This is a genomic window from Kitasatospora sp. NPDC002227 (assembly GCF_040296285.1).
Taxonomy (GTDB): Bacteria; Actinomycetota; Actinomycetes; order Streptomycetales; family Streptomycetaceae; genus Kitasatospora.
This window is the reverse complement of the sequence record NZ_JBEOWY010000006.1, coordinates 1-13,247: the sequence shown is the minus strand read 5'-3', so window position 1 is coordinate 13,247 and position 13,247 is coordinate 1. Positions and strand designations below refer to the sequence as shown.

Annotated in this window: 12 protein-coding genes and 1 riboswitch; of the genes, 7 read left to right on the top strand and 5 right to left on the bottom strand. The window is 73.7% G+C overall.

The features are described 5' to 3' along the window. Positions 1 to 62: 62 nt before the first annotated feature. From ABT095_RS07200 to ABT095_RS07185, 4 genes are all read left to right on the top strand, one after another. Positions 63 to 788 carry a maleylpyruvate isomerase family mycothiol-dependent enzyme gene (locus ABT095_RS07200; protein WP_350528296.1) on the top strand — a complete coding sequence of 242 codons (726 nt, stop codon included), beginning with the start codon at positions 63 to 65 and terminating at the stop codon, positions 786 to 788. A gap of 300 nt (positions 789 to 1,088) precedes the next feature. After that, positions 1,089 to 1,242: riboswitch (cyclic di-AMP (ydaO/yuaA leader) on the top strand. Positions 1,243 to 1,244: 2 nt separating this feature from the next. Next, positions 1,245 to 2,120 (top strand): M23 family metallopeptidase, encoded by an 876-nt coding sequence (locus tag ABT095_RS07195; RefSeq protein ID WP_350528295.1) that lies wholly within the window; start codon positions 1,245 to 1,247, stop codon positions 2,118 to 2,120. A gap of 153 nt (positions 2,121 to 2,273) precedes the next feature. Beyond that, positions 2,274 to 2,456, top strand: coding sequence for a hypothetical protein (locus tag ABT095_RS07190; protein ID WP_350528294.1), 183 nt, complete (start codon positions 2,274 to 2,276; stop codon positions 2,454 to 2,456). Between the two features lie 28 nt (positions 2,457 to 2,484). Continuing rightward, positions 2,485 to 3,114 carry a class I SAM-dependent methyltransferase gene (locus tag ABT095_RS07185; RefSeq protein ID WP_350528293.1) on the top strand — a complete coding sequence of 210 codons (630 nt, stop codon included), beginning with the start codon at positions 2,485 to 2,487 and terminating at the stop codon, positions 3,112 to 3,114. 28 nt (positions 3,115 to 3,142) lie between these two features. On the opposite strand, the gene ABT095_RS07180 is transcribed toward ABT095_RS07185, so the two are convergent. Together ABT095_RS07180 and ABT095_RS07175 are read right to left on the bottom strand one after the other, a co-directional pair. Next, positions 3,143 to 7,438, bottom strand: a complete 4,296-nt coding sequence (locus tag ABT095_RS07180) for an AAA family ATPase (RefSeq protein WP_350528292.1) — start codon at positions 7,436 to 7,438, stop codon at positions 3,143 to 3,145. Positions 7,439 to 7,454: 16 nt separating this feature from the next. Further along, positions 7,455 to 8,333 (bottom strand): hypothetical protein, encoded by an 879-nt coding sequence (locus ABT095_RS07175; protein WP_350528291.1) that lies wholly within the window; start codon positions 8,331 to 8,333, stop codon positions 7,455 to 7,457. Positions 8,334 to 8,488: 155 nt separating this feature from the next. Here ABT095_RS07175 and ABT095_RS07170 point away from each other — a divergent pair, with 155 nt between their 5' ends. Next, positions 8,489 to 8,884, top strand: coding sequence for a ribosomal maturation YjgA family protein (locus ABT095_RS07170; protein WP_350528290.1), 396 nt, complete (start codon positions 8,489 to 8,491; stop codon positions 8,882 to 8,884). Positions 8,885 to 9,110: 226 nt separating this feature from the next. Here the strand turns inward: ABT095_RS07170 and ABT095_RS07165 are convergent, their stop codons facing one another. Beyond that, a complete protein-coding gene (locus tag ABT095_RS07165) occupies positions 9,111 to 9,422 on the bottom strand; it encodes a histidine phosphatase family protein (RefSeq protein WP_350528289.1) in 312 nt (103 codons plus the stop codon). 269 nt (positions 9,423 to 9,691) lie between these two features. Between ABT095_RS07165 and ABT095_RS07160 the strand changes: the two genes are divergently transcribed. Next, positions 9,692 to 10,333 (top strand): DUF6461 domain-containing protein, encoded by a 642-nt coding sequence (locus ABT095_RS07160; RefSeq protein ID WP_350528288.1) that lies wholly within the window; start codon positions 9,692 to 9,694, stop codon positions 10,331 to 10,333. A 34-nt stretch (positions 10,334 to 10,367) separates the two neighbouring features. Here ABT095_RS07160 and ABT095_RS07155 read toward each other — a convergent pair whose 3' ends face one another. Then, the gene (locus ABT095_RS07155) at positions 10,368 to 11,111 is read right to left on the bottom strand and encodes a class I SAM-dependent methyltransferase (protein ID WP_350528287.1); all 744 of its coding nucleotides are present in this window, start codon (positions 11,109 to 11,111) and stop codon (positions 10,368 to 10,370) included. A gap of 139 nt (positions 11,112 to 11,250) precedes the next feature. Next, entirely contained in the window at positions 11,251 to 11,865 is a 615-nt protein-coding gene (locus tag ABT095_RS07150) for a TetR/AcrR family transcriptional regulator (RefSeq protein WP_350528286.1), read from the bottom strand. 60 nt (positions 11,866 to 11,925) lie between these two features. On the opposite strand from ABT095_RS07150, the gene ABT095_RS07145 reads away from it, so the two are divergent. Next, entirely contained in the window at positions 11,926 to 13,158 is a 1,233-nt protein-coding gene (locus tag ABT095_RS07145) for an MFS transporter (protein ID WP_350528285.1), read from the top strand. Positions 13,159 to 13,247 lie beyond the last annotated feature (89 nt).

Sequence of the window (13,247 nt, the reverse complement as noted above, 5' to 3'; positions counted from 1 at the left end):
AGCCTACGTGGCCGGTGGAATGCGCTGGCCCGCGCCGGGGTAAGCGGCTAGCTTCACTGACCATGGATCAGACTGACTACGCGTACGCGCTGCGCCGGGACGGCGCGCGGATGGCCGAGGCCGCCGCCGGGAACCTCGACCGCCGGGTGCCCAGCTGCCCGGAGTGGACGGTGGGGGACTTGCTCCGGCACACCGGCACGGTGCACCGCTTCTGGACGGCGATCGCCGCCGGCGAGATCTCCGGCCCGCAGGACCCGCGCCGGGTCCAGCCCGTCGAACCGGCCGACGAAGACCTGGTCGCGTGGTTCACCGAAGGGCTCGAGCACTGCGCCTCGACGCTGGAGAAGCTCGACCCCGGGCTGCCGCGCTGGAGCTGGTCCGACCGCAAGGACGCGGGCTTCATCCAGCGGCGGATGGCCCAGGAGACGGCCGTGCACTGCTGGGACGCCCTGAACGCGGTCGGCCGCGACGAGCCCGTCGAGCGCGAGCTGGCGGCCGACGGCGTGGCCGAGTTCCTGACCCACTTCGCCGACGGCGAGCTGCCCGCCGGCCTCCCCGAGGCCGGGCTCCACCTGCACGCGACCGACGGCGCCGGGGAGTGGACCGTCCGCGCCGCCGACGGCGCCCTGCTGGTCACCACCGAGCACGCCAAGGCCGCCTTCGCCGCCCGCGGCACCGCCTCCGACCTGCTGCTCCTGCTCTGGGAGCGCCGCCTGCCCGCCGCCCTCGAGACCTTCGGCGACCAGGCCGCCTTCACCTCCTACCTGGCCGCCTTCGGCCGCGACTGACGGGGCCGGGGGTGAGGAGGCTCACCGCGGCGCGGCGATCCGGCCACCCGCCGCGCCCGCGTGAACGCACTGCGCGACCGTTCTCACCCCCAGCCCACCACTGACGACACTCCGTGGTCGAACCGATCACCCCGCGCCGATCCCCCCTCTCCCTCCGTGGTCGAATTCCGTCATTTCCGACCCATGAACGATCATCATCCTTGCCTTTTATCCAGCTCATAGGTTTTGCTTCATCGACCGCCCGGCCACTGACCGGACGGGCCCACCGGGTGCAACGCCTAGTCCTGCCGGCACCCGTGGGGCACAGACCAGCTCTGTACGGCAGGAGCGGGGGACCCAGGTAAGTCGCCGATCGGACACCGTCCGGTCGGCTTGGGGTGAAGCCGCGCCCAGCGGCCGGGCATCTCCAGCCCGAACCCGACAGCTCACCTCGTCGGCGTCGGAGAGGAAACACCCATGTCCGCACGGGGTAAGCACGCCCGCCCGAGCCGCTTCAACCGCCTCGGCGTCACCACCACCCTCGCCGTCACCTTCGCGCTCCCGCTCGTCGGCGTCACCACCGCCTCGGCCTTCGCCGGCTCCGGTGACCACTCCTTCACCACCAGCGCCGACGCCCAGCACGTCGGCCACGCCACCGGCAAGGCCGCCGCCCTGGTGGACCCGGCGAAGAAGTCCCCCGCCGGCTCCCGCGTGGTCGACCACGACTGGCGCCCCGTCCACGAGGAGCACCACGCCTCCGCGCAGGACCTGGCCCTGGTCGGCAAGGCCCTCGGCCTGGACTCGGCCGCCACCCCGGCTGCCGCCCCCGCCGCTGCCCCGGCCGCGGCCCCCGCCGCCGCTCCGGCCGCCGCCCCCGCCGTGGCTCCGGCCGCCGCGCCCGCCCCTGCTCCGGCCGCCGCCCCCGCGCCCGCCCCGGCCCCCGCGCCGGACTTCTCCGCGCCGGTCAGCAACCCGAGCATCAACGAGGCCTACGGCGTGCCCGGCCACATGTGGGCCAGCGGCCACCACACCGGCGTCGACTTCGCCGCCTCCGTGGGCACCAACCTGCTCGCGGTCGGCAAGGGCACCGTCTACAGCGCCGGCTGGGGCGGCGCCTACGGCAACCAGGTCATCATCAAGCTGGCCGACGGCAAGTACGCCCAGTACGCCCACCTCTCCTCGATCCGCGTGCACGCCGGCCAGTCCGTCACCGCGGGCCAGCAGATCGGCCTCTCCGGCGCCACCGGCAACGTGACCGGCCCCCACCTGCACTTCGAGATCCGCACCACCCCCAACTACGGCTCCGACGTCGACCCCATCGCCTACCTCCGGGCGCACTCGGTCGACGTCTGATCCCACCCCCGTCGCCACGGCCGGGCTCCCCTCGCGGGGCCCGGCCGTCAGCAGTTCCCGACCGATCCGCCAACACCCCTTCCCAAAGCGCCAGTTCGCCTTACACTGCGGACACAGCAAGCCGATCTCGGCGACACCACGGGGGTACACGCAATGAGCCTGCTCCGAAGATTCCTGGCCCGCTTCCGCCCGGGAGCCCGCCCCGCCGGCCGGGCGAGCCACGGCCCCGACCGCTTCGACCAGCTCGACGCCGAGGACGTCCCGAAGCCGGACTCGAGGGTCTGGAAGCACCGCGGCGCCAGCCGAGGCCCCTTCGGCATCGGCGGGTGGAACTGACCGTCCGGCCGGGCCGTTGGACTCCCCTGTGGCGGATCATCAGGACGAGACCAGGGCGGCCTACGACGGAGTGGTCGAGCTCTACGCGGCGCTGTTCGCGGACCGGCTTCAGGGGCAGCCGTTCGCCCGGGCCATGATCGGCAACTTCGCCGAGCTGGTGCACGCGACGGGCAACCCCCGAGTGGCGGACGTCGGTTGCGGGCCCGGACATCTGACGGCCATGCTCCACGACCTGGGCCTGGACGCCTTCGGGCTCGACCTCTCCCCGGGTATGGTGGCGCACGCCCGGCGGGCCCATCCGGCGCTGCGCTTCCAGGAGGCCCGGATGGAGTCCCTGCCGGTCGGGGACGGCGCGCTCGGCGGCGTGCTGGCCCACTACTCGGTGATCCACACCCCGCCGGCGGAACTGCCGCGCCTGCTCGCCGAGCTGGCGCGCGTCCTGGCGCCCGGCGGCCTGCTCCTGGTCTCCTTCTTCGGGACGGACGGCCCCGGGCCGGTCCGTTTCGACCACAAGGTGACACCTGCTTACAGCTGGCCGGCCGACCACCTCGCCGACCTGCTGGCCGGCGCCGGACTCCTCCCCTTCGCGCGCCTGCTCCACGACCCGGCCTCCGAACGGGGCTTCCTCGACGCCCACCTGCTGGCCCGCCGTCCCTGACGTGCGGTCCGCCCCGTCCGGCCGCCGGTCAGGCCGGGCGTGGCGCGGTCCGCCGGGCGGCGGCCCAGGAGAGGCAGGCGATGTCGGGGCCGTAGCCGAGGAGGAGGTGGTCCTGGGCCACCGCCACCACTGTGCCCCGGCCCGGAAGGGAGAGCGGGGTGTGGAGCGGCTGCCCGGTGCCGAGGTCCCAGGTGATCACCCGTTGGTCGTCGCCGGCGGTCACGGCGACCGGGTGGCCGTCGACGAGGGTGGCGGCCACCGCGCGCACCGGGCCCGTGTGGCCGGTGAGGAGCCGTAGCTGCTCGCCGGTTCCCAAGTCCCACACCACCACGCTCTGGCGGCCGGCGGTCACGATGACGGGGCGTTGCCCGATCCGCGTGGTGGCCACGGCGTTCACCGGGCCGGTGTCACTGGTGAGCGTCTGCAGGCGCCCGCCGGTGGCGAGGTCCCACACGATCACCCGCCAGTCCCCCGCCGAGCTGACGGCCAGCGGACGGCCGTCGACGACGACGGTGGCGACCACGTTCACCAGACCGGTGTGGCCGGCCAGGGTCCGCAGCAGCTCACCGGTCATGAGGTCCCACACGATCACCGTCCGGTCCCCGGAGGCTACGACGGCCACGGGCCTGCCGTCGACGGTGGCAGTGGCGACCCCGTGGGGCCGGAGGGCGTAGTGGCTCAGGACGCGCAATCGCGTGCGGCTGCCCAAGTCCCAGGCGGTCACGCTCCGGCCGGCGGCGGTGACGGCCACCGGGCGCCCGTCGACGGTGAGGGTGGCGACGGCCTTCACCCGGCCGCCGCCGTCGGCGAAGGTGCTCAGCTGACGGCCGGAGGCCAAGTCCCAGACGATCACCTGCTGCTCCTCGGCGACGGTGACGACCGCAGGGCCCTCGTCGAGGGTGATGAGGGCGGCCGCGTTCACCGGCCCGCTGTGGCCACCCCGGGCCGGGGCGGCGTGCAGGCTCTGGTCGACGGCCAGGTCCCACACCGCCACGCTCCGGCCGGCCGCGGTGACCATCAGCGGGCGACCGTCCACGGCGAGGGTGGCCACCGCATCCACCGGACCACTGCGGCCCTTGAAGCCGTACACCTGTTCACCGGTGGCCAGGTCCCGTACCACCGCGCCCTCGCCGACGGCCGCGACCACCGCGGGATGGCCGCCGACGACGACCGTCGCGACCGCCCGCACCTCGCCCGGCAGGCTGAGCCCGTGCAGCCGGCGGCCCGTGGCCACGTCCCACACGGCCATGCTCGAACCGGCCGTGGTGACCACCACCGGGTGCCCGTCCAACGCGGCGGTGGCCACCCCGTCCACCGGACCACCGTGGCCCTCGACCTCGCACAGCAGCGAGCCGGTGGCCAAGTCCCGCACCACCGCGCCCTCACCGACGGCCGCGACCACCACCGGACGGCCGCCGACGACGACCGTCGCGACCGCGTGCACCCGGCCGGGCTGGCTGTGACTCCTCAGTTCCCGGCCCGTGGCCGCGTCCCACACGATCACGCGCGCACCCACGGCGGTGACCACCACCGGCTGCCCGCCCCAGGTGGCGGAGGCCACGGCGGTCACGGTGCTGTCGCGGTTCCTGGGTACGGAGAAGGTGCGCAGCTGCTGACCGGTGGTCAGGTCCCACACGATCATCCGCCAGCCGGCGGCTGTGATCCCCACCCGGCGACCGTCCACCGTGGCGGTGGTGACCGCCCGCACCGGGCCGCCGTGGCCGGTGAAGACCCGCAGCTGCTGGCCCGTCGTCAGGTCCCACACGACCGCCCTGGTGCCGTGGGCGGCCACCGCCACCGGGGTGCCCGCCACCGTGGTGGTGGTGACCGCGCACGCCGGGCCCGAGTCCTCGGTGAGGGTGTGGAGGCGGGCCGGGTCGGCCGTGTGGCTGGTGGCCCACCAGGGCGTGGTGGGGGTGGTCCGGTGACCCAGCGGGGTGGCCGCGATGGTGGCGGCCAGCCGGGGGTTCCCCCAGGCGGCGGCGTCGAGCGCGAGCAGGCTGCGACGCGCGGCGGGGTCTCTCCGGTGCGGGTGGTGGGCCGTGGTCGTGCGGTAGATGTTGGCGTGCTCGAGGGCCCGCGCGGTCATCGCGTGGCGCAGGTGCGGGGTGAGCTCGTCCGGCTCGGTGTGCAGCAGGAAGAGCGGGTCGGCGAGCAGCTGGTCGACGGCCTCGGGGCCGGAGCCGGCGGCGTGGGAGGCGAGGTGACGCTTGAGATAGGGGTGGGCGAGCTCCCAGTTGGGTGCGCCGGCGGCGGATGCGGGCACGGCGGCCAGCAGGGCCCGGTGGATCGCGACGGGGTCCGCGGTGGGGGCGATGTGGTCGGTGAGGGCCTGGTGGAAGTACCGGTACAGCAGCCGTCCATCGGTGTCGGCGACCGTGCGCAGGTAGAACGCGGCCTGGGTGAGGGCGTCGCGGGTATCCTGGATGCCGGGGAGCAGCGCCCGGTCACCGGCCGTCGGTGCGAGCGCGAGGGCGGCGGCGTGGACCAGGTCCAGCGGCATCCCCTGGCCCTGGGCCTGGCCCAGCACGGTCAGGACGGGACGGACCCACGGGTTGGCCTGGGCCAGGCTCGTGAGGTGGAGGTCGAACATCTGCGTGATGTTGCCCGGGAGGTTCGCGGCGGCCTGCCGCTCGGTGGTGCGGCGGGCCGCCGCGGCCTCGCTCAGCAGGTGGTCGGCGTAGAGGACCGCGATGAGGAAGGCCCCGTGCTCGAAGCGGGCGAGACGGCGGGCGATGGTGCGGGCGACGGACTCCGGGTAGTCGGGGTAGAGGACGTCACCCAGGTACTCCGCCAAGTCCGCGGCGAGACTCTCCCGGCTCTGCGCGTCGAGGTCGAGGAGGCTCTCCGGCCTGCTCGTCACGGCGACCTGGAGGCCGGGCAGGGTGTCCCACCACGGCCGGGTGCCGATCATGACGCGGCATTTCGGGATCTGCCGGATCTCGTCGGTGTCGGACAGCGGGAGCAGCAGCTGCTCCAGGATGCTGCCGGGGTCGGTGGCCTCGTCGAGGGCGTCCAGGATCACCACCACCGGGGCGCCCAGGGCACGGAGTTCGTCCATCAGCCGGCCGGGGTCGGCCAGGCGGAGGTCCGTCGGTGAGTCGGCCGCGTCGGCGCGGCCCTGGTTCAGGAGGTGGTCGCCCCGCTGGGCGGCGAGTTGGCGCAGCAGGGAGTCGGTGATCTGCTGGGTGGACAACTGGCGGGCGTGCACGGCCAGGACGATTGCGCTCGGGGTGGGACGGAAGCCGCGGACCCGGGTGACGATGTGTCGTCGCAGTGGCGCGAGGGCCGGGTGCGTGACACAGACGGTGACCCCCAGCAGCGCCGACTTCCCGGAGCCTGGTCCGCCGGTGACCACGAGGAGCCGCTCCCGGTTGCCGTCGGCGTTGTCCAACCACGCCTCGATGCGGCGCAGTTGTTCGGTACGGCCGCTGAAGAGGCAGGTGTCGGTACGGCTGGTGCCGGCGGCCCGGCTGGCGAAGTGGATCAGGTCCAGGCCCGGGTCGCTCTCGATCGCGAACTGCCGTAACGCGGCCTCGGTCCGGGACAGGAAGCGGCTCGCCGCGTCCCCCGCGTGGCTGGGGTTGCGGAAGAACGGCGGCGCCTCCAGGACGGCCTCCTCGTGCGGGGTGCGGACGACCGCCTGCCCCACCCAGCCGCCCGCCCTCGCCGTACGGGCCAGTTCGCGGTCGATCTCCGCGGCCAGGGTGTCCACCGGGACGTGCTCCAGGGCCGGCGACAGGTCCAGCCAGCCCCTGGCCAGCCGGTCCAGGACGGCGGCGGTGGCAAGGCTGAACCGGGCCCCGTGCGTGGCCTCGTCGGCCGCACAGGCCGCGATCACCCATGCCTTGCGGCCCGCGCCCGACAGCCGCCGGGCCAACTGCGAGGCCAGCGCCTGCCCGCCGCCGCACACGTCCAGCAGGAACAGGGCGTGCCCGGCCCGCTTCGAGTGTTCGATCCGCCTGATCAGCTCGGTCGTGTTCAGGGCCGTGGCGGGGAGCTCGTCCATCTCGCTGCCCAGCACGGCGAGGTACAGGTCGTCGTCGCAGACCACCCCGTGCCCCGAGAAGTGCACGATGAGCGGATCGCCGCCGGAAACCCGCTGGATCTCGTCGAACGCCGCGTTCGCCGTCGCCAGGTCGGGATCGACCAGCGGCTGCTCGGCCGCCACCCCGACCCGGGAGAGCGCCAGCGCGACCTCCGCCACCGCTCCGGCCACGCTCGGCAGCGGCGCGAACCGGACCGCTCCGAAAGCCCGTTCCTCCTCGGAGACGATCTGCTTCAGGAACCCCCCGGCCCCGACCACCAGCGACCGAACCACCACTGCTGCCACCCCTCAGTCAGGAGGTAACGTACGGCGCGATCGCCGCACCGGTCAGGCCGTTCGCCAGATATCCGCCCAAGGTGTGGGGATCCCAGAAGCCGATGTCCGTGCGACCGTGCGAGTCGACCGGGAACAACCCGCCCAGTTCGGGCGGCAGCGCGACCAGGTCACCGGCGTCCGCGATGTTCACCCACCGCCCCACCCCGGCCGGCCGCGCTCCCCGCCCGTCAAGGGGCCCGGGCTCCAACTGCCGGAACAGGGCGGGCAGTCCCAGTGGTGACCCGAGCGTCACCAGTAGCTCCACCTCCAGCTCCGGGAAGGCGTGCAGGGTTTCGTAGGCGACCACCGACCCGAGCGAGTGCGCGACCACCACCCTCGGCCGGTGGGTGCGGATCGTATCCGCGAGCAGCTCGCGCACCGCCCGCCGGCGCTCCGGGAGCGAGGTGTAGGCGGCCGTCTCCCGCACCGTGGCCACCACCAGCCGCGACAGCCGTGCCATCAGCTCCTGCCGCGCCCTGGACGCCGCCCCGCCCCCGGCCCGCGCCCGGACGAGCCACCCCAGCGCCTGTCGCACCGGTGCCAGCAACACGGCCTGCGCCTCCTCCGGCCCCGGCACCCCGGCCAGCGTCAGCCACTCCCACACCTCGGCCAGCTCCCGCTCCGACAGGCGGTCCAGTCCGTCCTCCTCGCCGTCCTGCCGCTCCTGCGGACCGTCCGTCAGCAGGTGGGCGTAGTAGGCCATCACCACCTCCGGCACCGCCAGGTGCCCGAGCCCCGCCGCCGCCAGCCCCCGCTCCAGCTGCGGCCGGGCCTGCCGGGCCAGCCCCGCCGCAGCCTCCTGCGCGGTCATCCCCTGCTGCCGGTTCCAGATCCCGTGCACCAGCACCACCGACACCTCGACACCACCCCCATCGCGACCGGCCGGCCTCTCCCGACCCTGCACTGCCCCCGCACCCACTCTGCACCACCGGGCGGACGGCGGCACCCCCCGGGGAGAGTGATCCTGTGCCGCGGGCCGGTCACCGGCAGAGCACCATTAGGGTGGGCCGAGTGGATCTCCAGCTACGACGCCGCTGCACCGCCGCCGGGGCCGCCGCGCTCACCGTCGCCCTCGCCCTCGGTCTGCGCTCGGCCACCGACGGCGTCTTCGCCAAGGCGGCCGGCGACGCGCTCTACACCGTGCTGCTCCACGCCCTGCTCGTCCTGGCCGCACCCCGGCTGCGCCCCGCCACCGCCGCCGGGGCCGCCCTCGCGCTCAGCTGGGCCGTCGAGTTCTTCCAACTCACCCCGGTGCCGGCTCACTTGGCCCAGCACAGTACGGCCGCACGGCTGATCCTCGGCAGCACGTTCAACATCCCGGACCTGGCCTGGTACGTCGCCGGTGCCGCGCTCTCGCTCATGGTCCACCTCGGGCTCACCGCCCGCCGTCGGCCTGCCCGAGCGTGAAGGACCAACCCGGCTGCCACGGCGGCGGATCGGCCACCACCTCGGCCAGCCCGACCCCCGCGAGCAGGTGGTTTAGGGGCTGTCTGACAATTCGCGTCGGATCAGGCCGGGTCGTCCCGTGCGTGCTATCGGCGTGCGGCAGGAACGCCCTCGTAGCGGAGCTACTTGGGCGTTTCGGCCGTGCGGCGAGAGTGCGCACGGGACGGGGCGGCCCCGGCGGGAATTGTCAGACAGCCCCTAGCGCCCAGCGGTTGGCCGAATGCGCGATCAGCAGCACCCGCCGGCCGTCCCACTGCTCGGCCAACTCCCCGAGGAACTCCGCCGTGTTCTCCGCCACCTGCCGATAGCTCTGGCCGCCCGGGAACGGCTCCTCGACCCGCCGCGAGCGCTGCGCCGCGATCAGCGCGGCCGAAGCCCCGTTCCACTCCCCGTAGTTGCACTCCCGCAGCCGCACGTCCTGCCGGATCTCCGGCTCCCCGTCCGGAAACGCGAGCCGCGCCGTGTCCACCGCTCGCCGCAGATCCGAGGTGTACACCACCGCGAACCCGCCTCCCCGCCGCCGCTCCCCCCAGCTCCCGCGCCTGCCGCCGCCCGAGCGCCGACAACTCCCCCGGCAGCCAGCCGGTGGCGATCCCTGCCTCGTTGTCGGTCGTGGTGGAATGCGTCTCGTAGACGATCTCCACAGCCATGGGTACTCCTCCGCTCAGACCTCGCTGCCCGACTCCCAGGCCCCGGCCAGACCGATCTCCACGGCCGTCGGCACCCCCGGCGCCGCTGTTGTCAGTACCCAGAGCGATGATCACCACTATGACAGACGGCACCAGCTGGCTCGCAGCCCCCCAGTCCGTCGCCTTCGGCGGCTACAGCGTCTTCCTGGCCCGGGGCCTGAGCCCCGAGGAGCTGGTGACGCGGATCGCACCCGACGCCTGCGGCGGCAAACGCACCGTCCGCCCGCTCGGCCCCCTCACCGGCGCGGACTTGGTCGAATACCTGGAGGACGAGTACGGCGACGCGTTCGACGGGCTGGCGGTGCGCCACGGCAACCACGACGGATGGGCCTTCGCCGTTCTCTACGGCGGCTGGCAAGGGGAGTCCGCCGACCTGCTGGAGGCCTCGTTGGGCGCACACATCTTCCATCTGGAGTACGAGGAGGAGAACGGCAAGCCGGTGCCGCCGCAGTTCTACCACCTCGGCGACGGCGAGTTCCGATGCGGCTTCAACCTCCACCTGGACGGCTCCTGGGGCTACACCGGCGTGAACGGCGACCCCGGACTCGCCGCCCGCGTCACCGCGCTGCTCACCGCCGCAGGACTCCCCGACGAGAACGTCCCCCGCCCGGAGGTCCACCGCCGGTGCCTGGAGGTCCTCGACTCGGCCTTCGGCCTCTCGCTCCCCCGCACCGCGATCCAGGACGGAGTGCTCGCCGCCTCCGTCCTGGCCACCGATTGACTGCGGCGGTACTGCCGGGCCCGGCCGGCCGGGTTCAGGCGCGGCAGTGGAGCAGCACCAGCGGCGGGTGGGCCAGGGCGTCGGCCCAGTACTCCTCGCCGTACTGGCGCAGACCGGCATCGGAGATCTGCAGCGGGACCCACTCGAGGTCGGTGAACCCGGCGGCGCGCAGGCAGTGTTCGTAGACCTCGCGGCGCGGGGCCGCGCCGAGGATCGAGATGGGGTGCGGGTCGAGCAGAGCGGTGACCCGGACTCGGGGGCCGACCTCGATCTCCTCCCCGGTGGGCTCGCAGCGGAAGCCGTAGGTCTCGAGCGAGGCGCAGTCGAACCGGTAGTCGGGGTTCTGGGCGAAGACGACGAGTGAGCCGCCCGGCACCAGATTGCGGTGGATGTTGCGGCACATCCGCTCCATCGTCGCGATGTCCTCGGCGTAGTTGAGACACTGCACGGCCAGCGCGATGTCGAAGGGGCTCTCCTGCAGCGGGAGTTCGGCCACGTCGCCGACCGCGTAGCGCGCGCCCAGCGGCTCGCGGAGCTCGATCTCCCGTGCGACGGCGATCATTTCGGCCGAGATGTCGACACCGTACACGTCGGCCGCGCCGCGCCGCCGGAGCTCCCGGCTGTAGAAGCCGGTGCCGCAGGCCAGGTCGAGGACGGACTTGCCCTTGACCTCCCCGACCAGTTCGAGAACGCTCGGCACCTCCCCGTACCGGACCAGCGGCAGGGCCTTGAAGCCCTCGAAAGCCTCACCGATGTGGTCGTACTGCTGCTCGCTCATGTGTTTCCCCCTTCGGTCCCGTTGCTCGGTAGACCGAAGTCTCTCCCCGCCCGGCCCGGGCGCCGTACTGGCAGATGGCACATTTCCCACCGTGCCACCTGACGGTGCAGCAGGACGATCGCCTCAGCGGATCACGGCCTCAACTGCTCGCCGCCGCCGGGGCGAAGAGGTAGAGCTCCAGCATCAGGGCGGCATCGGCGAGGACGGCGGGGTCACCGTCGCGGTCCGCACAGAAGGCCAGGTCGAGGAGGTGGGAGGCGACGCTCACCGCGAGGTGGGTGCGGCGCAGGGAGTCGGGGGTGTCGGGGAGGGCGTAGCCGGTGACGAGTGCCCGGTGGACGTGTTCGGCGATCCGGGCGTCCGTCTCCTTCGACTCGGCCTGGACGGCGGCGATCCGGGGGCCGTGGTACCAGAGTTGGCGGTAGCCGGGGACGGTGCGGAAGCGGTCGGCGTAGGCGGCGAACACCGTGGCGAGGAACTCCCGGCGGTCGGCCGGGAGCGGCCCGGCGGCCAGGCGCTCGACGGTGGCCAGGTCGGCCTGGAGCCAGGTGTGCAGCAGGGCGGCGACGATCGCCTCCCGGTCGGCGAAGTAGCGGTAGAGGATGCCGACCGAGACCCCGGCCTCGGCGGCGATCAGCTTGGTGCCGATCTCCTGGTACGGGGTGTTCTCCAGCAGGGCGGCGGTGGCCGCCAGGATGCGGGCCACCTTCTCCCGGCTGCGCTGCTGCTGGGGCTCGTTCGACTGCTCGGCCAACTTCCGCTCCTCGCTGACTACCGCTTGACACTGTCTCAAATGTGAATCAGAGTTTAGTTCATGTTTTTCACCAGGGGGACCACCGACCGGCCGCCGCTCGGCGCCGACTTCCACCGGCTCTGGGGGGCGGTGACCGCATCCAGTCTCGGCGACGGCATGCGCTTCGTCGCGCTGCCGCTGCTCGCGGCCCGGCTGACCACCGACCCGCGGCAGATCGCCGCCGTCGCCATGTCCGAACAACTGCCGCTGCTGCTCCTCGGGTTGCTCGCCGGAGCGCTCGCCGACCGGCTGGACCGGCGTCGCATTCTCTGGCTGGTGGACACCGTACGCGCCCTGATCGTCGGCCTGCTCGCCGCGGCCGTCGCCGCCGACGCCGTCACCATCCCGCTGCTGCTGCTGGCCGGCTTCCTGCTCGGCTGCGGGCAGACGCTCTACAACGGCGGCTGGTCGGGCATGGTCCCCGGCATGGTCGCACCCGCCGCGCTCACCCGGGCCAACGCCCGGCTCCAGGCCAGCGCGCTGGTCACCGACACCCTGATCGGCACTCCGCTCGGCGCCGTGCTCTTCGGCCTCGCCGCCGCCCTCCCCTTCGCCGTCGACTCGGCCTCCTTCGCGGTCGCCGCCGTCCTCGCCCTGCTGCTGCGCGGCGACTTCCGGGCGCGGCGACAGGAGCAGCCCGGGCGGGCTGGCTCGCTGCGCGCGGAGACGGCGGACGGCCTGCGCTGGCTCTGGCGCCACCCCGTGCTGCGGCGGCTCTGCCTCACCTCCGGGCTGGCCAACCTGGTCGGCGGCGGCCTGACCGCGATCCTGGTGGTCTACGCCCACCAGGCGCTCGGCCTCGGCGAATTGGGCTTCTCGCTGCTGGTCGCCGCGTTCGCCCTCGGCGGGGTCTCCGGCGCGCTGGTGACGCCGCGGCTCGCGGCCCGGTACAGCACGCCGGCGCTGCTCCGGACGACCCTGCTCGTCACCGCACTGGTGGCCGCGGCCACCGGCGCGGTGAACTCCGGTGCGGCGGCCGCCGCCTGCGTGGCCCTGTACGGGGCGGCGAGCGTGGCCTGGGGCGTCACGGCGGTGTCGCTCCGGCAGCGGCTGGTGCCCACCGAGCTGACCGGGCGGGTCAGCACGGCGTACCAGATGGTGATCGGCGCCGGGATGGCGCTGGGCTCCGTGCTGGCGGGCTTCACGGCCGAGGCGTGCGGCGTGCGGGTGCCGTTCCTCGCCGGGGCCGTCCTGCTCGGCTGCGCAGCGCTGGTCCGGGTCCGGGTGCCGGTGACGGCCACCGTGTCCGCCTAATGGGACTTGCTGAGTCGTAGAGACTCGGTGCCGTAGCCGCCAGCAGGTGAGCACTCTCTCCGCCGGAACCACTGCGAGTTCTGGGGTCA